22 protein-coding genes, 1 tRNA gene and 1 pseudogene are annotated in these 23,954 nt (G+C 60.8%); 10 read left to right on the top strand and 14 right to left on the bottom strand.

Translation table 11 applies throughout. The features are described 5' to 3' along the window. Positions 1-10: 10 nt before the first annotated feature. Positions 11-1,033: a glycosyltransferase gene (locus IGX34_RS18170; protein ID WP_192557146.1), complete on the top strand. Its 1,023-nt coding sequence runs from the start codon at positions 11-13 to the stop codon at positions 1,031-1,033. Continuing rightward, positions 1,030-2,043, top strand: coding sequence for a glycosyltransferase family 4 protein (locus tag IGX34_RS18165; protein WP_192557145.1), 1,014 nt, complete (start codon positions 1,030-1,032; stop codon positions 2,041-2,043). The genes IGX34_RS18170 and IGX34_RS18165 overlap by 4 nt, the downstream gene beginning before the upstream one ends. On the opposite strand, the gene IGX34_RS18160 is transcribed toward IGX34_RS18165, so the two are convergent. Continuing rightward, positions 2,033-2,887, bottom strand: a complete 855-nt coding sequence (locus IGX34_RS18160; protein ID WP_192557144.1) for a glycosyltransferase family 2 protein — start codon at positions 2,885-2,887, stop codon at positions 2,033-2,035. The genes IGX34_RS18165 and IGX34_RS18160 overlap by 11 nt on opposite strands. Continuing rightward, the gene (locus IGX34_RS18155; RefSeq protein ID WP_192557143.1) at positions 2,884-4,140 is read right to left on the bottom strand and encodes an O-antigen ligase family protein; all 1,257 of its coding nucleotides are present in this window, start codon (positions 4,138-4,140) and stop codon (positions 2,884-2,886) included. Before IGX34_RS18155 ends, IGX34_RS18160 begins: the two co-directional genes overlap by 4 nt. A gap of 235 nt (positions 4,141-4,375) precedes the next feature. Here IGX34_RS18155 and IGX34_RS18150 point away from each other — a divergent pair, with 235 nt between their 5' ends. From IGX34_RS18150 to IGX34_RS18135, 4 genes are all read left to right on the top strand, one after another. After that, positions 4,376-5,203: a glycosyltransferase family 2 protein gene (locus IGX34_RS18150; RefSeq protein ID WP_192557142.1), complete on the top strand. Its 828-nt coding sequence runs from the start codon at positions 4,376-4,378 to the stop codon at positions 5,201-5,203. Further along, positions 5,203-6,228 (top strand): CDP-glycerol glycerophosphotransferase family protein, encoded by a 1,026-nt coding sequence (locus IGX34_RS18145; protein WP_192557141.1) that lies wholly within the window; start codon positions 5,203-5,205, stop codon positions 6,226-6,228. Before IGX34_RS18150 ends, IGX34_RS18145 begins: the two co-directional genes overlap by 1 nt. A gap of 84 nt (positions 6,229-6,312) precedes the next feature. After that, positions 6,313-8,037, top strand: a complete 1,725-nt coding sequence (locus IGX34_RS18140) for an ArnT family glycosyltransferase (RefSeq protein ID WP_225737573.1) — start codon at positions 6,313-6,315, stop codon at positions 8,035-8,037. Beyond that, entirely contained in the window at positions 8,034-8,360 is a 327-nt protein-coding gene (locus tag IGX34_RS18135) for a tetratricopeptide repeat protein (protein ID WP_192557139.1), read from the top strand. Before IGX34_RS18140 ends, IGX34_RS18135 begins: the two co-directional genes overlap by 4 nt. A gap of 30 nt (positions 8,361-8,390) precedes the next feature. Here IGX34_RS18135 and IGX34_RS18130 read toward each other — a convergent pair whose 3' ends face one another. Next, entirely contained in the window at positions 8,391-9,275 is an 885-nt protein-coding gene (locus IGX34_RS18130) for an LpxL/LpxP family acyltransferase (RefSeq protein ID WP_192557138.1), read from the bottom strand. Between the two features lie 210 nt (positions 9,276-9,485). On the opposite strand from IGX34_RS18130, the gene dtd reads away from it, so the two are divergent. Then, on the top strand, positions 9,486-9,926 hold the full coding sequence (gene dtd, locus IGX34_RS18125) for a D-aminoacyl-tRNA deacylase (protein WP_192557137.1): 441 nt from the start codon (positions 9,486-9,488) through the stop codon (positions 9,924-9,926). A gap of 165 nt (positions 9,927-10,091) precedes the next feature. Continuing rightward, positions 10,092-11,948, top strand: coding sequence for an RNA polymerase sigma factor RpoD (gene rpoD / locus IGX34_RS18120; protein WP_192557136.1), 1,857 nt, complete (start codon positions 10,092-10,094; stop codon positions 11,946-11,948). Between the two features lie 199 nt (positions 11,949-12,147). On the opposite strand, the gene IGX34_RS18115 is transcribed toward rpoD, so the two are convergent. Continuing rightward, the gene (locus tag IGX34_RS18115) at positions 12,148-12,519 is read right to left on the bottom strand and encodes a nuclear transport factor 2 family protein (protein WP_192557135.1); all 372 of its coding nucleotides are present in this window, start codon (positions 12,517-12,519) and stop codon (positions 12,148-12,150) included. Positions 12,520-12,667: 148 nt separating this feature from the next. Between IGX34_RS18115 and IGX34_RS18110 the strand changes: the two genes are divergently transcribed. Further along, positions 12,668-12,743, top strand: a tRNA-Ile gene (locus IGX34_RS18110). Between the two features lie 171 nt (positions 12,744-12,914). Here IGX34_RS18110 and IGX34_RS18105 read toward each other — a convergent pair. From IGX34_RS18105 to IGX34_RS18075, 8 genes and pseudogenes are all read right to left on the bottom strand, one after another. After that, on the bottom strand, positions 12,915-14,042 hold the full coding sequence (locus IGX34_RS18105) for an IS630 family transposase (protein WP_225737572.1): 1,128 nt from the start codon (positions 14,040-14,042) through the stop codon (positions 12,915-12,917). Between the two features lie 581 nt (positions 14,043-14,623). Continuing rightward, positions 14,624-15,370, bottom strand: a complete 747-nt coding sequence (locus IGX34_RS22155; protein WP_225737584.1) for a TetR/AcrR family transcriptional regulator — start codon at positions 15,368-15,370, stop codon at positions 14,624-14,626. A 102-nt stretch (positions 15,371-15,472) separates the two neighbouring features. Then, a pseudogene (locus IGX34_RS22525) lies at positions 15,473-15,883 on the bottom strand (TniQ family protein); the annotation flags it as partial. A gap of 27 nt (positions 15,884-15,910) precedes the next feature. Beyond that, positions 15,911-17,008 carry an ATP-binding protein gene (locus tag IGX34_RS18095; protein ID WP_192557133.1) on the bottom strand — a complete coding sequence of 366 codons (1,098 nt, stop codon included), beginning with the start codon at positions 17,006-17,008 and terminating at the stop codon, positions 15,911-15,913. Beyond that, on the bottom strand, positions 17,002-19,500 hold the full coding sequence (locus tag IGX34_RS18090; protein WP_192557132.1) for a TnsA endonuclease N-terminal domain-containing protein: 2,499 nt from the start codon (positions 19,498-19,500) through the stop codon (positions 17,002-17,004). The genes IGX34_RS18095 and IGX34_RS18090 overlap by 7 nt, the downstream gene beginning before the upstream one ends. A gap of 220 nt (positions 19,501-19,720) precedes the next feature. Beyond that, a complete protein-coding gene (locus IGX34_RS22520) occupies positions 19,721-19,975 on the bottom strand; it encodes a helix-turn-helix domain-containing protein (protein WP_192557131.1) in 255 nt (84 codons plus the stop codon). Continuing rightward, positions 19,972-20,490, bottom strand: a complete 519-nt coding sequence (locus IGX34_RS18080; RefSeq protein WP_192557130.1) for a hypothetical protein — start codon at positions 20,488-20,490, stop codon at positions 19,972-19,974. Before IGX34_RS18080 ends, IGX34_RS22520 begins: the two co-directional genes overlap by 4 nt. Before the next feature lies 1 nt (position 20,491). Further along, positions 20,492-21,547 carry a hypothetical protein gene (locus IGX34_RS18075; RefSeq protein WP_192557129.1) on the bottom strand — a complete coding sequence of 352 codons (1,056 nt, stop codon included), beginning with the start codon at positions 21,545-21,547 and terminating at the stop codon, positions 20,492-20,494. Positions 21,548-21,679: 132 nt separating this feature from the next. Here IGX34_RS18075 and IGX34_RS18070 point away from each other — a divergent pair, with 132 nt between their 5' ends. Then, entirely contained in the window at positions 21,680-22,369 is a 690-nt protein-coding gene (locus IGX34_RS18070; protein ID WP_192557128.1) for an NUDIX hydrolase, read from the top strand. Positions 22,370-22,619: 250 nt separating this feature from the next. Here IGX34_RS18070 and IGX34_RS18065 read toward each other — a convergent pair whose 3' ends face one another. Both IGX34_RS18065 and IGX34_RS18060 read right to left on the bottom strand, forming a co-directional pair. Then, complete coding sequence (locus IGX34_RS18065; protein WP_192557127.1) at positions 22,620-22,976, bottom strand: DUF1428 domain-containing protein; 357 nt, start codon at positions 22,974-22,976, stop codon at positions 22,620-22,622. A gap of 257 nt (positions 22,977-23,233) precedes the next feature. Continuing rightward, a complete protein-coding gene (locus tag IGX34_RS18060; protein ID WP_192557126.1) occupies positions 23,234-23,821 on the bottom strand; it encodes a hypothetical protein in 588 nt (195 codons plus the stop codon). Positions 23,822-23,954 lie beyond the last annotated feature (133 nt).

The raw sequence follows: 23,954 nt of genomic DNA, 5'->3' as shown, positions 1-23,954 counted from the left end.
CCTGGCAGCCATGAGCAATATCAACCTTATTGCACGCGACAACGGTGCCGGCCTCAGCCGCGACATGCACCTGCTTGCCGCCCTGCTGCGCGAGGGCGGCCACGATGTGACGATCACCGGCCTGGGCCATCGCAGCCGGCTCAGCAATCGCCTGCGCCGCCTGCATGCGCGCCTGCGCCGCCTGTTGCGCGGCTGGTTCCACGGCGAGCTCAATGCGCGCTACGACATCAACATCATGCTTGAGCATGTGCGATCGGAATCTTTCGACCAGGCGCACATCAATATCCTGATTCCCAATCCGGAATGGTTCCGCGCCGAATGGCTGCCGGAGCTGCCGCAGATCGATCTGATCTTGGCCAAGACGCGTCACGCCGAAGCGATTTTCGGCAAGCTCGGCTGCCGCGTGATACCGATCGGCTTCACCGGCATCGATTGCCAGAACACCCGTGTAAAGCGGCAGCCGACGTTCTTCCACGCCCCGGGCCGCAGTGGCAACAAGGGCACGCAGCCCTTGCTGGATCTGTGGGCGCAGCATCCGGAGTGGCCGCAGCTCACCGTGGTATGGCGGCGCAAGCGCGTGGAACTGGCCGAACCACCGGCCAATGTGACCCTGATCCGCGAATTTCTGCCCGAGGCCGAACTGCAGCGCCTGCACAACGCGAACAGGTTCCACCTGTGCCCGTCGCAGACCGAGGGCTATGGTCACTCGCTGGCGGAAAGCCTGAGCACCGGCTGCGTCACCCTCACCACCGATGCCGAGCCGATGAACGAACTGGTCACGGCCCAACGCGGCGTACTGGTCGCCGCACACGCGGCCGGCACGCAGGAACTGGCCACGCTCTACGATTTCGATCTCGACGCCATGCGGGCGGCGATCGAACGCTGCATCGCGATGCCGATCGATGAGCAGGAAGCACTCGGACAAGCGGCGCGCACATGGTACGAGAGCAATCGCCAGGCCTTCCGGCAGCGCTTTCTGGCCGCCATTGCGGACGCCGCGGCCACCGTCCCGCACAAACAAGCGACGCGATGATCCGCACCCCGCCAAGCGTCAACCTGGTCGTGCGCGACAACGGCCTGGGTCTGTCGCGCGATGCCGCATTGCTGACCGAGGCGCTGAAGGCCAATGGCTGCAGCGTGCACATCACGCCGCTGGGTGAGCAGGACGAACAGCAGCGCTGGCGGCATGGACGCGGGCGGCGCGTGTGGTTCAGTCACTGGCGCCATCGCTGGGCGCGCTGGCGCGGACACGCGCCCTACGACCTCAACATCATGTTCGAGCACCTGTGGCCGCTGCACCTGCCGCTGGCCCGCTGCAACATCGCGCTGCCCAATCCGGAGTGGTTCGACAGCAAGGATGCCGCGCATCTGCGCCGCATCGATCAGGTGTGGGCGAAGACCAGGCATGCCGAGCAACTGTTCCGCAGCATGGGCTGCACAACCTCGTATGTCGGCTTCGACAGCGATGACTGCTACGCGCCGCAGCTACCGCGCGAACGCACTTTCTTCCATCTTGCCGGCGGCAGCCGCATCAAAGGTACCGAGCGCCTGCTCGCCTTGTGGCGCAAGCATCCGGAATGGCCGCTGCTGACGGTGGTGCAAAACCCCGCCTGCGCACAGCCGGGAGCGCCGCAGGCGAATATCCGCCACTGCGTGGAATACCTCAGCCAGGATGCGCTGCAGGCACTGCAGAACAGCAACGCCTTCCATATCTGTCCCTCGGAAGCCGAGGGCTGGGGCCACTACATCGTGGAAGCGATGGGTGTAGGCGCGGTGGTGATCGCCACCGATACCGCACCTATGAATGAAATGATCACCCCCGAGCGGGGACTGCTGGTGCCCGGCACACGCAGCGGCACGATGGGACATGCCGCGACTTATCACTTCGACGAGACCGCGATGGAGCAAGCTATCGCGCAGGCCATGGCGATGAGCGACGCGCAGATCCAGCAGCTCGGCGAACACGCCAGAGCGTGGTTTCTACGCAATCGCGAGGAATTCCCGCAGCGCATCGGCCGTGCGCTGGCCGAACTCAGCCGGTGAGCTCCGGATCGCCCAGGTGGCGATCGATACCCAGCTCGCAGCGGGTAATACGTTCGGTGATGGTGGCGCGGTAGACGCGGTTGTTGGGCAGGCTCATGTCGTTCACATCGACCTGCGCGCGCGTCTTGTGCTCCAGATGCGCAGCCAACGCACACCATTTCAGCTGACGGCGGCGCAAGCCGGCATTCTCCAGGCGTGCGACCAGTTCGCGATCTTCCGCACCATAGCCTTCCATGCGCTCGTCGAAGCCGTTGACGCGCCATAGATCCTCGCGCCAGAAACTCATATTGCAGCTCATCACACGGCCGCCATTGCGGGCCTTGGCCTTCCAGCGCGCCAGCCCCGGTGCGCGGAACGCGTAAAGGCGGCGGATGCCGTCGAACACTTGGAAGTCGGCATCCGCCCATGGCGCAAATACCGGACGGCCGTCGGCCAGCAGGCGCTCGGTCTCGCGGGCGCTGGTCTTGAAGCGGCCGCCCTGCAGGAAATAGCCCGGCTCGGCCAGCATCAGGTGATCGGCGATGAAGGCCGGATGCAGCACCATGTCGCCATCGATCAGCACGATGTAGTCGCCATGGCTGGCGGCAATGCCGCGATTGCGGCAGCGCGCGGCGCGAAAGCCCAGATCCTCCTGCCAGATATGCCGCAGCGGCACCGGAAAGGCGGCCGCCATCGAGGCGACCAGCTGGCGCGTATCTTCGGTGGAGCCGTCATCGGCCACGATCACTTCGTCGGGCAGGCGCGTCTGCGCCGCGACGCTGAGCAAGACCTGCTTCAGCGCCTGCGGCCAGTTGTAGGTGATCACGATCAGCGACACCTTATGCGGCTTCACCGCAGCGCTCATGCGCGTACCTCTTGTCGGCGGCGGTGCCGGATGTTCTGCACGCGCCACGCCAGGCCCATGCTGATCGCCAGCGGCAGCCAGCCCATCAGCCATTCCACGCTGGGCTTCTGCATCAGCTCCGGGGCGTCGAACTGGAACGCCACGGTCGAAAACACCCACAGCGCCAGCAGGCAGCGACCGGTGCCGATGTGCCGGAACAGCCAGCCGCGCCAGCCCACGATCAGCCACATCGCCACCCACAACAGGCCACCCGGCAGGCCGAGCATGATGGCGTTATGCGTGAAGGCATTGTGGCTGTGCGACCAGTTCAGATCGCCGATCTGGATCTCGTAGTGACTGCCCATGCCGAGCCCGTGCCAGGGATGCGCCCGGATCAGGTCCCACGCCTGCTGGAAGATCTGCGGCCGGTACGACATGCCGCGCTGCTCCACGTAATGCCAGCCGCCCAGCCCGATGGCCAGCGCTGCGATCGCCAGGATGACCAGTGCGCGCAGCTTGACGTGACCGTGCCGGGCCGTCAGCAGCATGCATATCTGCGCTGCCAGCACCGCCAGCCATGCCGCGCGGCTGTAGGTGGTCACCACGAAAATCGCCAGCATCAGCAGCGATACGATCTGCAGCGCGTGCATCCAGCGCCCGCGCACCGTGGTCTGCGCCAGCCAGACGATGGCCGCGCCATAGGCGAAGCCGGCCAGGTTCGGATTGTCGAGCGAGCCGAAGGAAACCAGGCGCCCCTGTTCCTGCCACATGTTGGTATGCAGGATGCGCCACGGAAAGGTCACTTCCGCCCCGAGCGCGCTCAGGGCCAGGCCCACCGCGCCCCAGAACAGCAGATGGCGGAACCACTGCGGATTGCCGGCGGCCACCGCCGCCCAGGTCAGCACGAACAGCAGCACATAAACGGCGACGAACAGGTTATCGCCGATATGCCCGTAGTTGGCCCACAGCGACGACACGCTCGACCAGGCCAGGAAGACCAGCAGCAGCCAGACATCCACGCTTTGCGCGATGCGCTGGCCGAACGCGCGGTGCCGCTTCAACACCCACCACAGCGCCGGCGCCATGAACAGCACCAGCAGGCTGTCGTGATACGGCTTGCCCGGGTTCCACACCTTGTTGCCGACCGGGCTCGCCGCCAGGCCGACCAGCAGCCACCACATGCCGAGCAGCAGCCAACGATAGCCCCACTTGGGCAAATCCGACTGCAGGCGGAACGGGCGTTCCGGCGGCGACTCGACGATTGGCTCTTTCATCTGCATGCAGGCGCGATTTTCCCAAAGTTCACTACACAACGCCCCACTTGCCATTTGGTCACACCGGAGGGCTTCCTACTTCGCGCGGCATCCATAGGACCAGCCCGAATACCCCGCGCATGTTGCCTAAACACGGCTGAAACGCAATGAACTATTAGGCTACATATTTCGATTCGGGTGATTGATTAGGCATTTCAGGCCATTGCACCGCGCCTGTAGCAGGGCTTCCGCTAGAATGCGGCGCATGGCGCTCCCCCTACCGTTCACGCTCGTTGTGATGACCCGCAATGAGGCGCAAAAAATCGCGCGCTGCCTGGACAGCGTGCCCTTTGCCGCCGAAAAGCTGGTGATCGATAGCGGCAGCACCGACGACACCGTCGCCGTCGCCCAAGCCCACGGCGCACGCGTGGTGCAGCAGGAATGGCTGGGTTTCGGCCCGCAGCGCAACTTCGCCGCCACGCAATGCAGCCATCCGTGGATTCTTGCGCTGGATGCGGACGAGTACCTCACGCCAGCCCTGGCCGACGAACTGCAGCAGCAGCTGCCGGCCCTGATGGCGGGCGATGCCGCTGCCGCCGTGCTGCGCCGCCATCTCATCTACATGGGACGGCCGATGCGCTGGTACCGCCCGGCCGTGGGCGAGAAGATGGCCCGCTTCTATCACCGCGAACGCGCGCGCTGGAGCGACGTGCGGGTGCACGAGTCGCTGCAGTTCAACGGGTCCTCGGTCACGTTTCATGCGCCCTTTCTGCACGACAACAATCCCAGCCTGGTCGAGAAGCAATTGAAGGTGTTGTTGTACTCGGAACTGAAGTGCCGCGACTGGCTCGACAAGGACAAGCCCGCGCGCATGTGGCAGACGCCGTTCGTATTCGTGCTGGCTTTCATCAAGGATTATCTGCTGCGGCTGGCCTTCCTCGACGGCTGGCGCGGCTACGCCATCGCACAGACCGCGGCCAACTACGCGGTGTACAAGCGCATGCGCTACTACGAAATGCGGCAGAATCCGGCGTCCCGCGATACCGCCTCGGCCGCCTTGACGCGTGCCGGATTGGACCACTGATGCCCAAGCATTATCTGCTGTACGGATCGGAACGCTACGCCCTGGCCATCCTGCGCCCGGTGCAGGATGCGATCCGCGCGCGCGGCGACGAAGCGGCCTGGTTTTTCGACGGCCCCGGTGCCGAAGATCTGCTCGAAGGCGAGCGTCTGCTCAGCGTAAAGGAGGTGCGCCGCTGGAAGCCGCTGGCGGTGATCACGCCCGGCAATCACCTGCCGCATTTCTTTCCCGGCGTGAAGGTGGAAGTGTTCCATGGCTTCAATGCCGGCAAGCCCAGGCATGTGTATATCCGCGGTTTCTTCGACCTGTATTGCACCACCGGTCCGCGCGACACCGCGCAGTTCGGCGCCCTGGCCGAAAAACTCGGCCACTTCAGCGTAACCGAAACCGGCTGGCCCAAGCTCGATCCCTTCATGCGGGAAATCGCCGGCGCGTTGCCGCCGGTGCGCCAGCCGCCGGTGATCCTCTATCACTCCACCTTCTCGCCTTCGTGGAGCGCGGCAGAAACGCTGTACGAAGAAGTGAAGCGGCTGTCGCGCGACGGGCGCTGGCGCTGGATCGTCACCTTCCATCCCAAGATGGATCCGCAGACCACCGCCAAGTACAAGGCGCTGCAGAACGAATACCTGAGCTTTGCCGAGAACGACAACATCCTGGACCTGTTCCCACAGGTGGACATGATGTGTTCGGATACTTCTTCGGCACTGAGCGAATTTCTGCTCACCGGCAAGCCGGTGGTGACCTTCAAGAACCGGGCGCCCGGACCGCAGCTGATCGATATCGACGACGCGGCTCAGTTCCAGCCGGCGATCGAGCGCGCGCTGTCGCGCCCAGCGGAACTGATGCAGGCCATCAGAACCTTCGGCGACGCCATCCATCCTTATCGGGACGGGCATTCGAGCGAGCGCGTGCTGCAGGCGATCGATGCCTTTGTCGCGGCGGGCGGCCGCAACCGCAAGTCCAAGCCACTGAATTTCTGGCGTAAGTTGAAGCTGCGCCGGCGTGTGGGCTATTGGGGACCGGCCTGAGCGGCTTCCGCTTACAGCCAGTTCATCTTTCCAACTCGGTAAAATTCCGACCATCCAGCACGGATGGCCTTAGAGCTCGCCCCCATGAACAGCTATCGCCGATCCGAAGACCTGCGCGCCTTGTGGCCCTGGCTGCCGCTGTGGACCGCCGTCGCGCTGATTGCGATGTTCTCGCACGGCCCGATGCCGCTGTATTCCACCCGCACGCTCGCGGTGGCGTGGGAGATGTGGCAGGGCCACCACTGGCTGGTGCCGCATATCAATGGCGAGCCGTATAGCGAGAAAGTGCCGCTGCTGTTCTGGCTGATCCATGCCGGCTGGTTCGTGTTCGGCGTCAACGACGTGTGGCCGCGGTTGCTGGAAGTGTTCTTCGGCGGCGTGCAGCTGGTGCTCGTGTGGATGCTCGCCAGCCGGCTGTTTCCGAATCGTCCGTGGGTGGCCAAGGCAGCGCCATGGATGTCGATGGCGCTGGCGTATGCGTTTTTGTTCGGCCTGCAGATCATGTACGAGGTGCTGCTGGTCGACTGCGTGCTGGGCGCTCTGCTCTGCCTCACGCCCAAGGCGCAACGCGCCGAACCGCGCTGGCTGCTGTTCGGCCTGCTGATCGGCGCCGGCCTGCTCACCAAGGGCCCGGTGATGCTGCTGCATATCGTCTTCCCCTGGCTGCTCGGCCCGCTCTGGAACGACTGGGCACGCGAGCATCGCGCCCGCTGGTATGCGCGCGGCGCGCTGGCCGTACTGCTGGGCCTGGCGATGCTGCTGGCATGGGCGATACCCGCCGGCTTCAGCGGCGGCGAAGCCTATCGCCACCGCCTGTTCTTTACGCAGACCGCCGGGCGCGTAGTGAAGGGCGTGCAAACCGACCAGAAGCTGCAAAGCCATCCGCACTGGATCGGCTGGTACCTCATATCGCTGCCGATGCTGCTGTTTCCGTTCAGCGCGTGGCCGCGCGTGTGGGTGGCGCTGGGCACCCTGCGCAGGCCGCTCGATAGCGGGCTGCGCTTTGCCTTGTGCTGGCTGGTGCCGTCTTTTGTGGTGTTCTCGGTGATCAGCGGCAAGCAGTGGTATTACCTGCTGCCGGAATTCGCCGGCTGGATGCTGTTGCTGGCCGGCGCCATCGCGGTGCTGCGCGAGCGGCACGACAAACTGGCCACCAGCTACTGGCTGGGCAGTTGGCCGCTGGGCGTGGGCAGCATCGTGTTCGCCGTATTGCTGTTCGCGCTGCCGGCACTTGCCCCGGGCCATCGCCTGCACAGCGAGTGGATCGAAGGCGCAGCGCCCTACAGCCGCAACTTCAGCGTGATGTTCCTGCTGCTCGGCGGCCTGTTGCTGTTGCGCGGGCGCGGCGAGATGCGGCGCGTGGCGCTGGCCGGCCTGGTCGGCGTGCTTGCGCTCAATACCTTGTTCACGCTGACGCTGTGGCACAAGTACGATCTCGGCCCCACCGCGGCCTTGCTCTCCGGCGCGCAGGCCGATCGGCAGGCCGTCGCCATCGTGGGCAACTACGAGGGCCAGTTCCATTTCGCGGGACGCCTGAGCCAGCCCATCACCGAACTATGGAACGGTGAGGACATCGCCCACTTCGCCGCCACCCATCCGAATGGCCTGATCATCACCCACCCGGATCAGTTGGATACGCGCGCCTTGCGCTACGCGCTGCTGGTGCAGCCGTTCCGCTCCTCCTGGGTGGAAGTGTGGCCGGCCACCACCCTGGCCGATCTGCGCGCCGGCCATGTGCCAGCCGAACCGGCGCAGCAGCCCACCATCTATCCCGCTTCGACCGGCGCGGCCTACGGCCAGCAGCCATGAACGCCGCGCTGATCGCCAGCCTGCAGGCGCAATGCAACGGCCCCCGCGACGGCGCGCTGCTGCGCTTTTCGCTGGGCAATGCCTTGCTGGAACAAGGCGATCATGCCGCCGCGGCAGAGGCCTTTCGGCAGGCGCTATCGTTCGATCCACAGTATTCCGCCGCATGGAAACTGCTCGGCAAAGCCTGCCTTGCCGTGGGCGATGCCGCCGCTGCCGCGAATGCGTGGCGACAGGGAATCGAGGTGGCTCAGAAGCGCGGCGACAAGCAGGCGGAAAAAGAGATGACGGTATTCCTGCGCCGCGTCGACACGGATCGCTCGTAGCCCGGATTGCGCTCGCACCAGTTGCGCGATTTACCGATCGTAGGGGCTGGGCCGGTTATCCGCCGAATAGCGCTTGTAATGCCATTGATACTGCGCAAAGGCGAGCTTTACGCAATCTTCCACGCCACGGTTGAGCGCCGCGCAGGCATGCGGCAAATCATTTTCCGCCAGACCAGCCGGCGCCGGCAGGAAGTGAATGCGATAACCCTCGCCACGCGGCAGCCGCTCGGCAAATGCAAACAGCACCGTGGCGCCGGTACGCGCTGCAAGCCGGGGCAGCAGCACCATGGTCAGCGCCTCGCGGCCAAAGAACGGCGCGAATTCCCCTTCGCCGGCACGCGGCTTCTGGTCCGGCAGGATGCCTACCGTGCCGCCCGCCGCCAGCCGCTTGTACAAGGCGCGCACACCGGCGCCCTCCGCCCGCACCTGCTCCGGCGCCAGGGCACCGCGCACCTTGCGCAGCAGCGCCTCCACCGCGGCAATGCGCGGCGGGCGATACAGAATCGCCATCGGCGTCTTGCGGCATAGCCAATAGTTGAGCAACTCCCAGCAGCCCAGATGCGGCGCCGCGATGATCACGCCCTTGCCGGAGGCCAGCGCCGCATCGAACAACGCCTCGCCGCGAACCTCACGCACCAGCCCCAGCGCGTGCTCTGCGCCGGAACCCCAGATCTTCACGATTTCAGTGATCGATTTGCCGCCCTCGGCCATCGCCTCGCGCACCAGCGCGGCACGGCTGCGCTCATCCAGCTGCGGCCGCGTAATGGCCAGATTCACCGCCGTGTAGTGCGCCATCTTGCCGCCGCGCCGCAAAGCCAGCCGCCCGAAACCCGCCCCGATCGCCTGCAGCCAACGCAAGGGCAGCAGCCCAAGCAGGCGCAGCAGCAAGTAGACGAGATAAATATCGGGACGCATGGGCCAGCCGGCAGCGAAATCGGACGCGTAAGGGTAAAGGCAGGCGGGATGGGTGGCGAGGGCTGGCTCAAGCGTCGGCATTTCCTGCCGTTGACTAGCCAAGGCCCGCGTCGTCCTGCGCGGACAAAAACGATCGCCGATCCGCCTCTTTACCCCCCAGCCGCTGCCCTGCACAGTTGTCGTACTTCATCTGCCGCCAGCTCATCGCCCATGATCGCTCTGATCCAGCGTGTCCTTTCCGCACGCGTCGACGTCGACCAGCAAACCGTGGGCGCCATCGATGCCGGCCTGCTGGCACTGGTTGCCGTGCAGCCGGAGGACGGCGAAGCACAAGCCAAGCGCATGCTGGAACGCCTGCTCGGCTACCGCGTGTTCTCCGACGAGGCCGGCAAGATGAACCGTTCCCTCGCCGACACCGGTGGCGGCCTGCTGCTGGTCAGCCAGTTCACCCTGGCCGCCGATACCCGCTCGGGCATGCGCCCCAGCTTTACCAGCGCGGCGCCGCCCGAACATGGGCGCCAATGGTTCGAGCGGCTGGTGGAATTGGCCCGCCAGGCCCATCCAAGGGTGGAAATCGGACGCTTCGGTGCCCATATGCAAGTGCACCTGGTGAACGATGGCCCGGTAACTTTCTGGCTCGATGTGCGTTGAAGCCTCAGCGTGCGAACGAATTGCCACTCAAGCCTCGTATCCACGCCGAAGTCCGCGATTTGGCGCGATTTTTGCGTGCGTGCAGATCCGATATTTTCCACTTGAAACTGGTCAAAAAAGCAGCACATCGCTATACTGATTGGTTCCTATCCCGCGGCGGTCGGTATGAATAACAAAGCCCACGAGCAACAGTCGGAAATTAAAGCGCTCATCTCCAAGGGTTTGGAGCAGGGCTATCTGACTTACGCCGAGATCAACGATCACCTCCCCGACGACATCGTCGATCCGGAGCAGATCGAAGACATCATGGCGGTGCTCAAGGGTGTCGGCATTGACGTGCACGACGCCGCCCCGGACGCCGACCCGCTGGCCGACAACGCCCCCGGCGCGTCCACCGACGACGAAGCCGCTGCCGAAGAAGCCGTCGCCCTGCTGTCCGCCGTGGACGCCGAAGTGGGCCGCACCACCGACCCCGTGCGCATGTACATGCGCGAAATGGGCACGGTGGAACTGCTGACCCGCGAAGGCGAAATCGCCATCGCCAAGCGCATCGAAGAAGGCCTCACCCAGGTGCAGACCGCCCTGGCCAGCTTCCCGCTGACCATCGAGCTGCTGCTGGAAGAATACGACCAGCATCTGGACGGCAAGCGCCGCCTCAGCGAGATCCTGGCCGGCTTCGCCGACCTCGAGCAGGCCGCCGACGCCGCCCTGGCCGAAGCCGAGGAACTGGGCGCCGACGCCGATGCCGACGAGGAAGAAGAGAACGACGACGTAGCCGACAGCGACGAGGACGAAGGCCCGAGCGGCCCCGATCCGGAAGAAGTGAAGCGCCGCATGGAACTGCTGCGCGACTACTACGGCAAGTTCCAGAAGGCCGCCCCCAAGGCGACCGACATCAGCGACAAGAAAGTCACCAAGCTGCGCGACCAGATGGCCGAGGAATTCCTCAAGCTCAAGCTGCCGTCCGCGCTGATCGACAGCTTCGTGCGCAAGCTGCGCGAAGTGGTGGGCGACATCCGCCATCACGAGCGCGTGCTGATGGAGATCTTCGTCAAGCACGTGAAGATGCCCAAGGCCGAATTCCTCAAGGCGTTCCCCAGCAACGAGGGCAACCTCGAGTGGGCGAACGAGCTCGGCCGCAAGCGCCAGAAGTGGTCGCCCAACATCAAGAACTTCCGCGAGCACATCGACGCCGAGCAGGAAAAACTGCAGTCGATCGAAAAGAAGCTGTTCCTGCCGCTCACCGACATCAAGGAAATCAACCGCAGCATGTCGGTAGGCGAGGCCAAGGCCCGCCGCGCCAAGAAGGAAATGGTGGAGGCCAACCTGCGTCTGGTGATCTCCATCGCCAAGAAGTACACCAACCGCGGCCTGCAGTTCCTCGACCTGATCCAGGAAGGCAACATCGGCCTGATGAAGGCGGTGGACAAGTTCGAATATCGCCGTGGCTACAAATTCTCCACCTATGCCACCTGGTGGATTCGCCAGGCCATTACCCGTTCGATCGCCGACCAGGCGCGCACCATCCGTATTCCGGTGCACATGATCGAAACGATCAACAAGCTCAACCGCATCTCGCGCCAGATGCTGCAGCAGTTCGGCCGCGAGCCGACGCCGGAAGAACTGTCCAAGGAAATGGACATGCCGGAAGACAAGATCCGCAAGGTGCTGAAGATCGCCAAAGAACCGATCTCGATGGAAACCCCGATCGGCGACGACGAAGATTCGCATCTGGGCGATTTCATCGAAGACACCAACGCCAGCTCGCCGATCGATTCGGCGACCGAAACCGGCCTGGTGGAAACCGTGCGCGACGTGCTCGCCGGCCTCACCCCGCGTGAAGCCAAGGTGCTGCGCATGCGCTTCGGCATCGACATGAACACCGATCACACGCTGGAAGAAGTCGGCAAGCAGTTCGACGTCACCCGCGAGCGCATCCGCCAGATCGAAGCCAAGGCACTGCGCAAGCTGCGTCATCCCAGCCGCTCCGAGCAACTGCGCAGTTTCCTCGATATCGATTGATCGCGCAGCAAGTTAGATCAACGAAAAGCCCCGCGAAAGCGGGGCTTTTTTTGTGTTCACTCGGGCAAACAAACCATCTGCAGAAATACACCCCAACAACCTAACCGTCATCCCGGCGAAAGCCGGGACCCAGTGACTTTGGCCCACACGAAAGACGCCAGTTCGAAGCCTCAGCCAAGACGCCAGAATCGAGCAGCACCTACCCCATATCGTAAAAAAACTGCTCCCGATCAACCTTCCCATCCCGCACGTGATAAACGCAGATCTCACTCATCACCACACGCCCCCTGCCCTTCATCGTCACGTCCAGCGTCATCTCGCAACTGAACCAGTTCCCCGCGACAACCGGATCGCTGACATGCCCACCATGCACCTGCTCAACCGCCGCCTGAAACTGATGCGTCTTTTCATAAATCGCCTTCAACCCTTTCACGTTGCCCAAGGCACCCGGCGGCAATCCATCCGGCTCGATGCTCTGCGCATCCTCCGCATACAACTCACGCTGCGCCTCTTCGTACTTACCTTCGCGGCATAGCTCGACCAGACGCTTGGCAATCGCTTCAACAGTCATCGGAATGCTCCGCACGTAGGGGATGCCAAGCCTAACCCCTGCGCTGTTACATGGATGTGCCCCGTCCCGCCCACCACTCTCGACGGTGCAAGCCGCGCCCATTAACATTGGCCCCTCATCTGCAGCAGCATTCGCATGCCTCATGCATGGGCCTATAGCTCAACGGTTAGAGCAGGGGACTCATAATCCCTTGGTTCCAGGTTCGAATCCTGGTGGGCCCACCAATGCGGGAACCCGCTCATTTCTGTTGTGCGGCAAACCATAAAGTGGCCGCTTTGGCCACTTTATGATCTCCTTGAAAGCATAAAGTGACCATCTTCCGTTGCACAGCAAATTTTCCGAGCTGATTGAAGCCGAGCTCCCATGCGCTGTCCGCAAACCGCCTCGACTCCGTTCTAACGGTAATTAGGGTCCTTGCAGTTGTTAGATAGGTCGAAGGTAGCCGCTGTCCGCTCCTTGCCCCAAATCTTGTTCCCGGCTCGTTCGGGGTTCTCGGCGAAGTGTTGGTTCCTCTCCTCGAAGTAGCGGTCGATGGCCTCGGTCGCCGCCTTCACGGACGGGTAATTACTGTTATGAATGATCGCCCGGGCCATGCCGCTGAACACCGATTCGATGACATTCAAGAATTGGGCAGAGGCGGGCAACGGGACGAGCTCAATCCTGGGAGAGCCGTCGCCTTCGGCGTTGTGAGCTTCAACGAATGCCAGCAATTTCTTCGACATGTGCCACGAAGCGGCGTCCCAAGAAAGGTAGAGCGTTCTTGCTCCCCTGTACTTATCAAGCAGCGTCTCCGCCATCTTGATCATCTCTAGCGTGTTCTTCGCTCGGGAGTAGAAATGTGTCACCTGGTTACGGGAGAGTTCCAACGCCGCCGTCGTTATAAGCCAGCCCTTTGACTTCTGCCATTGCGGCACACTTGGACTCTCGCCGGGACCGACCAGAACGCGTCCCGGTTTCGCCTTGATCGCAAACGGACCGTATTCGTCGATGGAGAAGAACCGCTCGTCGTCTCCTAGATTGAACAAGACCTTACGGACGTAAGCTAGCTTCTCGCGATAGGCTGGGTCGTTGCTAGTCAGGACGACCTTGGCTGATCTCCAGCGGAACCCTGACTTCCATAGCGCCTCACGGATAACCTCATCGCAAACAGGGAGCCCACGACCAGTCAAGGTCTTTCTAAGGTCCTCTATCCGCCATGTCGTTCGATTGAAACCTGATAGCGAAGGTGGTTCGTGGAGCAGTTGAAACAACGCCTTCCCAAAAGACTGGTTGTCGGCCATTCGTGGCTTTGGTTTTATTGCCAGTAGCGATTCGAGTCCGCCTGCCTTGAATTTCAGAAGGTAATTCCTGACGGTCGTACGAGACAAGCCAAGATGCTTCTCAATAGCGTGGGCAGAAAATCCCTGCTCTGACGCCATGACGACAAGAATTCTCTTACGAGAACTGCCGCTGGCATGGGACAAAGAAGCAGACAAAGTTCCCTCTTCAAACGCTTTTCGTTCGAGATCGTATACCCATTCCATCCATCGCCACTTCACCGCGTCCGTACGCAACCGTCTGCGCGCTAGTGGGGCAGGCATGTGCTTAGGCTTTGGCTTTCGGTCTCGTCTACCACCGTACCCGGGAGGCGACTCATGTGCAAGAATTTTCCTTAGCGTCGCCCTGCTCATTCCCTCTTTTTTTGCCACTGAACGCTTGGATTCTCCGATCACCAGTACTCGTTTGCGTATGCGTCGCCACTGGGAAAGGTTCGAATACATGGAGCCTCCGTGTACCGGTCGCCAACCGTTTGGTGGACCATGAGGAGTACTACCGTGTCCTAAGGTGCAAACGCCAACCATCTGACCACGGTCGCCACAGCAACTGACCAGCTTCGCCAGCGAACCTGACCGTGGTCGGCGGCTACGCGGCCACCATCGCCATCGCATCGCCCATTCCCGATGTCGAGTGTGGTCACCGCCAAGGAAACTCGCAACGCTCGTCAGCAGCGGGAGCTGATGGATCGCCTTCGTACTCGGCTCTTCGAAGCATCCTCGGTCGTGACAGCGGTCGCAAGGATTGTCCGCGGCAAGCAGTAGCCCACTGTTTGCTCATGGCACCATGATTACGCTACTTGGTCACGAAGCAACCGCTGAATTGCCTTGCGAAGCTTCTCCTTCGGAAGACCGGTCTGGTTTCTAAGCATCCGCAAGAGAGGCTTCTTTGCTATGGGGGATACGCTTCCTACTGACCACGAGCGAACTCCGTCCAACACAGCTCGAACAACCGCAGTATCCTTTTGAGTGTGGATCGTGCGTCGATACTGTTCGCTTCGTGCGACGAGCTTCGATGCAAGCATGGGAGCGTGGTAACGCAGCGCACCGACTGAAACACCCAGCTGCCGTGCAACTTCGCGCAAGGATACCGGTGTAACCCCATCGTCTAAGAACAGTTCCATCTGCTTTACCAGAATCGGCGCATCGATCACGCCTTGACGATGCGCTGCTCGCATAGACCGAGGCAATGGGCAGGTTGCCGCAAACCCGAATGATTGGTTGGCTCCGTCAACGCCTCGCAAAAAATCTGCTATCGGGATTTCGAGTTGGTAGGCAAGCCTGCGCACGACGCCCAAAGTCATCGGTTCCTCCGGATTGCAATATCTGATGCAGTCATCCCGGGGCACCCTGTTCCACAGTTCACCCTCTTTCTCATGTTGCCAGGCTTCGTCGAACACCCGGTTCAAGTACCGACATGCGGCGCCTACTTGGAACGGACCGGTCGCAACGGCTATTTCACCAACCAATGCGATCAGATCGGACGCCAGAAGCTCCGGGTCATGTGTAACCGCGTCCGAAGTGGTTACTACATCCATGCGCTCATTGCAGTTCTGACAACGATCGAAGCGAGTCCATTCGCTCCAAGGTTTTGGGCATTGCCCACAGTGCGGGCAGCAATCGCGCAGGATAATTCTATGCCGATCACATGCTCCTATGGCTGCGAGGAACCAGGCAAGCTTGAAATATGCATTTCCCGCCTCTAGCCGTTGCTCGCGGAAACAAGCAGGACACCAGCGTAATCGATGCGTAAAAGTGCTTGGTGACCGAGCTAATGCTGGGCTAAGCAACGCAAACGTCCCTCTTTCTAGGTTATAGATGTTTTCGGCGCGTGTTTCAGCGATGACCGAAGCGAAAAGTACGGACGTGGCATTGGGTCGCACTAGCGTGGAGATCGGCTGGCCGCGAGACGCCGCCACCAACGCATTCTCTTCCAGCGTGCCGCGGGCAACGTGTCGTATGAGGTCCCCGAGAGTTACGCCATGCACAGCCGCTAGCCGAAGCATGTACGAAGGCAATGCCTCAATGTCTTGGGTATGGCAGCCCTCCATCGCTAGTGGAAGCAGGCTTCGCACTCGCTAGGTCCGGCCACCCAAAGGATTGCGCCTGGACTTGCGCTGGAAGGGCTTACGCGCCTGCTCCTTGCGCTTGATTTCCTTTTCGTTACTCGCTTTCCTGGCGCCACCATCCTCAGTATGTGTTTCGCATTGTGCGGAGGCGCGCTTGACGCGTACCAACTGCAATTCACCCTTCACGATTTCTGCAAGAATCGACGCCTCTTGAGCCGCCGGTTTGCGCGTCCGCTCCAGCACGTCACGCGTCATCACCACTCCGTTGGTGGTCAAAAGGACAGTCAGAGCAGCTTTGAGCCACGATAGAAGCTGACCAACACATCCTTGGGAACCCTCGAACAAATAGTCACCCCAGTCAGACAGCGACTCATCGTTGTCGAAAGCCAGATGCTTGGAATAGGTCCGTAGAACCTGCTGCCACGCTGCGACATCATTGCGTACGTCCGCATGGTATCGAGGAAATTCGAGCGGAATCTGGCGACCCAGCAAATGTGGCGCAAGCACCAGCAGATCGAGCAATTGGTACGACCCGGTGAGAACGAGCTTTATGTTGGTACGGTTCGCAAGGCATTTGTAGGAATCCAAGATTCGTGCGGCGGCAGCATCTCCACCCGGCGCGTACCTGACGTGGTGAGCTTCATCGAAGACGATGAGTTCGGTTCGACGAAGTGCTATGGCTGTCTCGAACGCGGAACGAAGTGTACCTTCCGGAGTCCTGTGGATTTTTGCCTGCAGTCGCTCCTCCCAAGGATCATCTTCATCAGAAATGCCGTAGATAGGATGGTGAATCGCACGTAAGCACGCAGCCATGAAGGCTTTGGTGGAAAATTCGCCGTTCTTGCTGTCATTGCTGGCTTCGACTATCACGACAGGCATCCGTTGATCGTCGCTTGGCCAATTCGGTTCGTGAACGTTGAAGGCATCTTTCACACAGCGCGTTTTCCCAACGCGAGATGGCCCAACCTGAACAATGAGATCTCCCTTCATGACTGCATGGTGCGCTCCGGTGAGTTGTTTGCGTGCGAACTCGTAATTTCGGTGCAGAACCTTCGTCGTCTTCAATGCCTCGAGCGCTGCTGGGATCCAATCAGCCGCGATCACCATGTCGCCTCCGCAAGTTCCGGTAGCGAGTCGTCAAGCACATCCGCAAAAAAGCTGGAGGCTTCCGCGTTGTGTGAGATTCGCTGTGGTACGAAACCCGCCGCTTCCACCAAAGGTGTCGAAGGCCCGGTGCTGCGCCGCTGGATTGCCCTGGCGAGTAACCTATCCGAATCTTCACGAATAGCTTTGTTCAGCTCATATCGATCGAGTTGCAGCACGCCCTCAACTACTTGTTGCAAACCCGACTTCAGTGCATACGAGGGCTCGGGGGAAGCAAAACAAGCTACCCATGTACCGGCCACCTGCGCGTAGATGCGGTACGGATCTTGTGGATCGGGACGGACCGGAATCTTCGGTCGATCAGCCCGGACAAGTGTGGGACTCCAGTAGTGAAATGCACCTATGTGCAAGCCGCGTTGCGGATCGAGCGTGTACTCACCGGCGTCAACGGCCGTTGCGATCAGAAAGTTGTCGTCGAACGTCGTGGGGAGTCCCGAACAGCCAAATCTCTCAAGACCGCTTGTCATGCGCTCGGCCGGCGACCCAAGTGCGGAATCCGTCGCGTACCCTTTTGACCAATCGGCAAACGTCGAAAAATCCTGCCACAGATCGAACAAAGACATAGTGGCGACTGCCTCCGGGCGATGGGACCCCGAGACGCACCGGACCTCCTTGAGGTTCACCAAGTTTCCTGGGCGCGCCGCCAACCACAAGGTCTTGTACTGCCCGAAGAATCTTTCCGCCTCCGCCCCATATCGTGGGTGTCCGACGGGGCGGAATATCAAATTGAAGCCGCAATGAGCTGCAAGCGCTGAGAAGTACACCGACCGGAAATCGGAGCCGCTGTCCACCACGATGCCTTCTGGCAGGCGGCCGTGCAGGCGCACGCACTGGCGCAGAATCAGCGCAACGCTGCGCTTGCTCGGAGCGCCCAAGCGCAACCAAAACGCGAGCGGGAAGTCGCTATAGATGTCTCGAAGTATCGTAAGCCAGGGCCGCATCGCATATTCCATACCGTTTGCGGTAAGCACGACACAGTACTGGTCGCACAGATAGTGGTCACAAGTGGCCAGTTCGAACGGTCGCTCCGGTCGTAATGCGCGCATGGCGACATCCGTGGGCGGCTCGGCCGCATGACAAGCGCGATTGCCTCCGCGCTGGTACGCGAGAGATGGCCCGGCGCGATCCAGCAGGTTATAAAAGCTAACCTTCGACAACGGCTTCGCCATCGGCAGCGCTTCCTCAGCCGCCAGTTTGAAGCCGCGATACAGAGCAGGCGGGGACGGTTTTTCTTGTCCAGCCCATTGAGAGCGGATGTACTCAGTCGCGAGCTGAACTTGTTCGGGACGCTTTGGATTCCGGTTGCCACGCTTCATGTATTCCCGCGATAGCGCGACGACTGCATTAACCCCTTCAGCCTCGGCTTCACGGATCTTCAGCCGCCATCTACGCGCGGACCGACCGTTCTCGCCCGCTTTTAGTTTTTCTACGGCAGCCAAACCTTTCTCCAGATGCTTTTCCAGGGGGAAGTCATACTGCTGTGCTGTACCGTCGCACCGCCCCTGGAACTCAAGCTTGAGGTGCTGCCACGCCTCGACATAGTTTTCATTGAGCAGCGCCGGCTCGCGCGCGACGAGGCATGTCTCTGGATGGGTCAGTGAATATCGGCCAATGTCGGTGTAGAGGAGGTGGCGTGCCACCAATCTGATCAACGGAGTCAGATCGTGCTGACCGATCGCATGCGCGAGATCCGCCAACGGTGATAAACCTCTCTGTTCCATATGTGCTGAAACGCTCCTCTCCAGCACCGCCTCGTCAATGGCTACTTCGCGCATGGCGCGACGCATCAGACCAAGATTGGCTGCGCGTAGTTGATCCACTTCATCGATTGCCACCACGACGTGCGGAAGGCCCATAGTCTCGAACGCTTCTGCGGCGACCACGTCTTGGAATGATCCGTCCTCTTGCCTTACCCAGTCTTGCTTGTCGGCAAAGATGCGCTCGAGTTCGCTGCGCAGTTTGACCTGTACCACCCTGGGTCCGTCCTTGGTTAGCACGAGGAAGTCGGGTGTATATCGTGTGAGTCGCCGGTATCCGCGTTTGGTATGACGACTCACCTCGACGGCAGGCGGTTGTTCGTAGTACGCCAACACAGAGTTGTCGTAATCGAGCTCGAACGCGTACGGCAATTCGCCAGTTCGACTCTCTGTCGATACAGTGACGCCGTTTTTGAGCGACTGGAACTCCACCACACACGAAGAGTGCTTGCTGGGGCGCACATCACGCGATAAGCCTGCAGCGCTCCGCCGAATGTAATCGGATGCCGGCCCGATGATCTGCCACGTCAATAAGTACTGGTCCAGTTCCAACTCACCGAACGGCTTTGCTGGTATTGGCATGGCGCCGTGTTGCAATTGGCATATGTGCTCTTCGGCGTGTTCTGACGATTGACCTGTTTGAGGGCACTGCCCACGGTCTTGCGCAGTGAAAGACATCCTGAATCCTCCATGTGCCGAAATACGTGGCGGGGCGCACCGACCGCAGAACTGCCTGAGTTTCGGCGCGCACCTATCCCAGCACCGCTTACGCGGTGCTTGATTTCGAGAGAGAAAGGGGGCACAGTGGAATCAGGCGTGACTCGCAAGCGCTGATTTAGCAAAGCCCCGGTCTAGACACCGGGGTTTTGCATTTGTGGCCCCAGACGCACTTATGTAGTCATGGGGACACCTCCTTCTCTAACGTAGAAGAAACAACCAATGGCCCTGCTTCAGTTAAGAGAGGGCCATTCGTGTTGACGGGCCTTCGACCCTGTTGCCTACCTTTCAGTCCAAAGCCAAGTGATGCGTCCGCTTTCATCCCGAGCGCAATGGCGATTTGATGCCCGCGGCCGCGAGTGCAGCGCGACCGGCCTGATAACACCGCATACACGGCTTGCCGTGGGTAGCCGTGTTCTCTCGCCCAATCAGTCATCGAGACCCATAACCCTTCTTATGGCGCTTGGCCATGGAGTCGATTTTCGTGCGAAGACCGGCGAAGTACCAAGGCAGATGGTACGACTCGCTGTTGTTGCCGCCACCACCGCCTTCCAGAAACATGGCGGCCAGCTGTTCTGCGATACGCAGATCTGCTTCGAACTGAGTCACCTGCAGTGGCGCACGATCAAAGAACGCATCGCCCACGCCCATGAACATCAGGTGCGGATCGGTAACGGGCTTGCGACTGTAAACCTCTTCAATGAACGTACCCAGGCTGCCTTTGATCAGCGCCTCCGGAATCGTGCCCATCGATCCGGTGACATCGAGCGCAACGATCAGCGGCGTCGACTGTGGATTGACGTCGGAATCAACCGACTCGCGCATCGTTATCGTCTTTGGATCGAAAGCAGAATTCATCCCGCGCGAAGCGAAAATGGCATCGCGCGACTTGGTGCTGGTCGTGGCGGCGTAACGGTCCCAATCGGCAGGATTCCAACGTGCTGAGCCCATGTCAGTTCTCCGGATAAATGACGTTTGTGGGGAGGTCCCAGGCAGAAAACCGAGAGGGACCGAAAGTGGCCTCTACAGCCTTTTTCCAAGACCGGTATTGATCGACGGCGGTGCCCGCGGCAGGACTGCGAGCGAAGGCCACCAGTGGCGCGGGGGCAGATGGCGGCACAGGACCCATGCCGGTGATGTCGCCAAGCAATTCTCTTAGTAAGCGCCGAATCTTGATATGCCCCAGAGCGCTTCGTTGAACGGGATCAGCGCGCCAGACAGGTGTGACGTCCGCCAAAGCGTTCGCGGGAAGAGCCGCCCAGCGCTCTCCGATAGCGCCGGCGTATGCCCAGCCACCAAGCAGCGATACGCGATGGCGACCAACGTCGATCCACACCGTTGACCCGTCGATGACCGGATGCGCACGCTGCGCGTATTCCAGATAACAGGCCACATTCCACAGCCCACTGCCGATCCAGGCTACGTGTTCGGGAGGCACGGTGCCGACATGGGCCATCACGTCCGCAAGGCGCACCAAGTCTGGATCGCGCGGACGCACAACGAGTACCGAATCCGCGGTTCGATGCAGCGTGGCAGGCGCGGGCAGGCACGGACGGATCTGGCTCTCCATGTCGCTGGAGACGAACATCCAGCGAGCGGATTGCGCGGCGCTGCGTTCGGCCAAATCAGCAAGACCCAGCGGGAACACTTCTAACAACGTGCGTTGGCCAATGTAGACCGCGCCCAGCTCATCGGCATAGGTAGCCAGATAGCGCATGGTCCAATGTCGACCATCGACTGCCATCGTGCTTTCAAAAACCGGATGAGCCTCGGTTGCACAGCGATCGGAAGCAAGAACCCGTGAGGCTCCACCTAGCCGCCGGCGCTGCCATTGGATCCGGGAAAATACGGCGCCCGCATCAGGGTCAGCGCAATGATCGGGATGCCAACGGCCAGCAAGGCGACGCAGTGTTACCAGCCGATCGGAAGCCGCGGCAATAAGCCCCTCATCCCAAACCGCGTCGGAGGCGGCGAGTAAATCAGCAGCAGAGGCAGTAAGGAGGTCCATGGAGATATGCTATCAAATATTTGTTATTTGCAATTAAATAATTAATAGAGGAATATGCTCCCTAAAGCTGTTGTTTTAGTTACCAAAAGTACCCACTTCTTTGCAAAATGAAAGAAACTGGAGCGTCGTTCCATGATCGACGATTTCCCCAACCCGATCGTCACCACCGATGTGGTCGTCCTCACCCTGAAGGACGGGGTGCTGCGGTTGCTGCTCGCCCAGCGGGCGGCTGACGCGGCTGTTGCGCCCGGCGTTTGGACGCTTCCCGGCGGATTCGTTCACATGGATAAGGACCGTTCGCTGGAGGACACGGTACGCAGGGTGTTCCGTACCAAGACCGGCGGGGAAGTGGCCTATCTGGAGCAGCTTTGTACCTTCGGCAGCACCGATCGTGATCCGCGTGGCTGGTCGCTATCCGTGGCCTACCTAGCGCTGGTCCCGGAGCACAAGGTCACTGGGCTGGATGAGCAGCGCACCCGATGGGTGCCAGTGCGCCCTTGTCCAGATCTGCCTTTCGATCACCGAGCCATCGTGACCCAAGCGCTTGAGCGTGTTCGCGGCAAAGCTGCCTATTCGTCGTTGCCTGCGTTTTTGCTACCCGACACTTTCACCCTTCCCCAGCTCATGGCGGTATACGAGGCCGTGCTGGATCAGCAGCTGGATCAATCGACCTTTCGGCGTAAGGTGGCTGAGCAAGGAATGATCGTTAAGGCGCGGGGGGCACGAGCACATACGGGTGCAGGGCGGCCTGCCGCGCTTTATAAGCTTTCGAGGCCAGCACTTCAGGATTTTGGGCGAGTGTTGTTGAGTACACGGGACTAAAAGGGAAACGTTCACGAATGGCTTCGCCTTCCCTGGCACCCCCACCCGAGACCACAAGCAGCCTCACCATTTCCTGTTGCACCTTAGGCAAAGCAACAGCCAATGGCTCTGATCTTACGCTCGGATGTGGCCAAACTATGTGAGATCGCGCACACGGAACCATAGTTTGGCCGGCGCGGCCAAACTATGAGATTCGAGAAGCAAAGTTTGGCTAGAAAGCGTTTTGCCTCAATGGGCAAAACCAGGGCTTCTATTCCGGCAGGCTGACCACCGGCACGAAACCGCCAAAGATCATGCGCTTGCCATCGAAGGGCATCTCGCTGGCGGCGTCCATGCGTGGATCTTTCATGACTTTCTCCATGCCCGCATCACGGGTGGCTTTGTCGGGCCATTCAATCCAGGAGAACACCACGGCTTCGTCCTCCTTCGCCTGCACAGCGCGGCGAAAGTCGGTGAGCTTGCCATCGGGCACGCTATCACCCCAGCATTCCATCACTCGAATGGCGCCAAACTCCAGGAAAATATTGTCAAAAGCGCCGGCGTATCCAATGAATCGCTCGCGGTTGGCATTGGGTACGGCGATCACGAAACCATCGATGTAGGACATGGCAATTTCCTCAACGGGAAGAGGCGGCCGACATAGGCGCCTTCATGCATGCGACGAATTAGCCGGCCTGGAATCGACACAGGAGCATTCTTCGACTAATGGCCGCAGGAACGGCTAACGGACTCCTGTTTGCGGTGAAGACTCCCTTCACGGCGACGCGCCCGATCAAGCGGTTACGGCAGGTTGAATGCGCCCATGCCGCCACTTATTACGTAAGACGCAAAATTCCGGGACGAGAACGGTGCAACTTACCGCGCCTATGTCGCACCGGACGTAACACGCCTATATTCGCTGACTGTTTCCGTCCTGGCAGGGCCTCCGTTATAGGAATTCGCCACCTCTTCGTGGATGGCGTTGTGATCCTTGCTCATGGTGGCGCGTATTACGGTATGTACTTTCTCGCCGTTGGCCTCGCCATCCATTTCCACTGTCCAGGAGTTGCCATCGACTGCAGTGGTGAATTCCACGCAGCCTTGCATGTTGTCGCACCACACACTCTTGTACGCCTTCGCGTTGGCATCCCACCACGTGTAGCTTTGGCCTACGGTGTATCCGCCGGTTCCGCGCGACCAAAAGTCCTGGACGATAGAAAAACCACCGGGACCTTGCTTGATTGTCGCGACACCCTTATCAAGACCGCCCTTCGGAAGACTTTTGCTCGGCACGGTTCGAATGACCACCTGCCAGGTGCCGATTCGCGGATAAAGCAGGGACATTTGCGATGGAGCCGTGGCGCTTGTTGCCACTGGCGCGGTCGATGTATCCGTTCCACCGCCATGAGAGGCCATGGCGGCTGAGCACGCCGACATCACTAGGAGGCCGATAAGCGTCGTTGACGTCTTCATGCTTTCCTTCCCGTCGCGTGGTCGAGCGCGGAAGTCTAGGCCTGCCTGATCTTCGTGTTCAAGTGAACTAGTTGCCTAGCAGGCAAGTTGACCTAAGCAGGTCAGCGTCCCCTCTCTCCCTTGGATGCTGGAA

The sequence above is a fragment of the Dyella acidiphila genome (genome assembly GCF_014863405.1).
GTDB classification, from domain to species: domain Bacteria; phylum Pseudomonadota; class Gammaproteobacteria; order Xanthomonadales; family Rhodanobacteraceae; genus Dyella_B; species Dyella_B acidiphila.
Note: the sequence above shows the minus strand (reverse complement) of the source record. Positions and strands in the feature narration are given on the sequence as shown.

Coding starts and splice junctions, on each gene's coding strand:
- IGX34_RS18170 (WP_192557146.1), top strand. CDS start 11: ATGAGCAATATCAACCTTATTGCACGCGACAACGGTGCCGGCCTCAGC.
- IGX34_RS18165 (WP_192557145.1), top strand. CDS start 1,030: ATGATCCGCACCCCGCCAAGCGTCAACCTGGTCGTGCGCGACAACGGC.
- IGX34_RS18160 (WP_192557144.1), bottom strand. CDS start 2,887: ATGAGCGCTGCGGTGAAGCCGCATAAGGTGTCGCTGATCGTGATCACC.
- IGX34_RS18155 (WP_192557143.1), bottom strand. CDS start 4,140: ATGAAAGAGCCAATCGTCGAGTCGCCGCCGGAACGCCCGTTCCGCCTG.
- IGX34_RS18150 (WP_192557142.1), top strand. CDS start 4,376: ATGCGGCGCATGGCGCTCCCCCTACCGTTCACGCTCGTTGTGATGACC.
- IGX34_RS18145 (WP_192557141.1), top strand. CDS start 5,203: ATGCCCAAGCATTATCTGCTGTACGGATCGGAACGCTACGCCCTGGCC.
- IGX34_RS18140 (WP_225737573.1), top strand. CDS start 6,313: ATGAACAGCTATCGCCGATCCGAAGACCTGCGCGCCTTGTGGCCCTGG.
- IGX34_RS18135 (WP_192557139.1), top strand. CDS start 8,034: ATGAACGCCGCGCTGATCGCCAGCCTGCAGGCGCAATGCAACGGCCCC.
- IGX34_RS18130 (WP_192557138.1), bottom strand. CDS start 9,275: ATGCGTCCCGATATTTATCTCGTCTACTTGCTGCTGCGCCTGCTTGGG.
- dtd (WP_192557137.1), top strand. CDS start 9,486: ATGATCGCTCTGATCCAGCGTGTCCTTTCCGCACGCGTCGACGTCGAC.
- rpoD (WP_192557136.1), top strand. CDS start 10,092: ATGAATAACAAAGCCCACGAGCAACAGTCGGAAATTAAAGCGCTCATC.
- IGX34_RS18115 (WP_192557135.1), bottom strand. CDS start 12,519: ATGACTGTTGAAGCGATTGCCAAGCGTCTGGTCGAGCTATGCCGCGAA.
- IGX34_RS18105 (WP_225737572.1), bottom strand. CDS start 14,042: ATGGAATGGGTATACGATCTCGAACGAAAAGCGTTTGAAGAGGGAACT.
- IGX34_RS22155 (WP_225737584.1), bottom strand. CDS start 15,370: ATGGATGTAGTAACCACTTCGGACGCGGTTACACATGACCCGGAGCTT.
- IGX34_RS18095 (WP_192557133.1), bottom strand. CDS start 17,008: ATGGTGATCGCGGCTGATTGGATCCCAGCAGCGCTCGAGGCATTGAAG.
- IGX34_RS18090 (WP_192557132.1), bottom strand. CDS start 19,500: ATGTCTTTCACTGCGCAAGACCGTGGGCAGTGCCCTCAAACAGGTCAA.
- IGX34_RS22520 (WP_192557131.1), bottom strand. CDS start 19,975: ATGACTGATTGGGCGAGAGAACACGGCTACCCACGGCAAGCCGTGTAT.
- IGX34_RS18080 (WP_192557130.1), bottom strand. CDS start 20,490: ATGGGCTCAGCACGTTGGAATCCTGCCGATTGGGACCGTTACGCCGCC.
- IGX34_RS18075 (WP_192557129.1), bottom strand. CDS start 21,547: ATGGACCTCCTTACTGCCTCTGCTGCTGATTTACTCGCCGCCTCCGAC.
- IGX34_RS18070 (WP_192557128.1), top strand. CDS start 21,680: ATGATCGACGATTTCCCCAACCCGATCGTCACCACCGATGTGGTCGTC.
- IGX34_RS18065 (WP_192557127.1), bottom strand. CDS start 22,976: ATGTCCTACATCGATGGTTTCGTGATCGCCGTACCCAATGCCAACCGC.
- IGX34_RS18060 (WP_192557126.1), bottom strand. CDS start 23,821: ATGAAGACGTCAACGACGCTTATCGGCCTCCTAGTGATGTCGGCGTGC.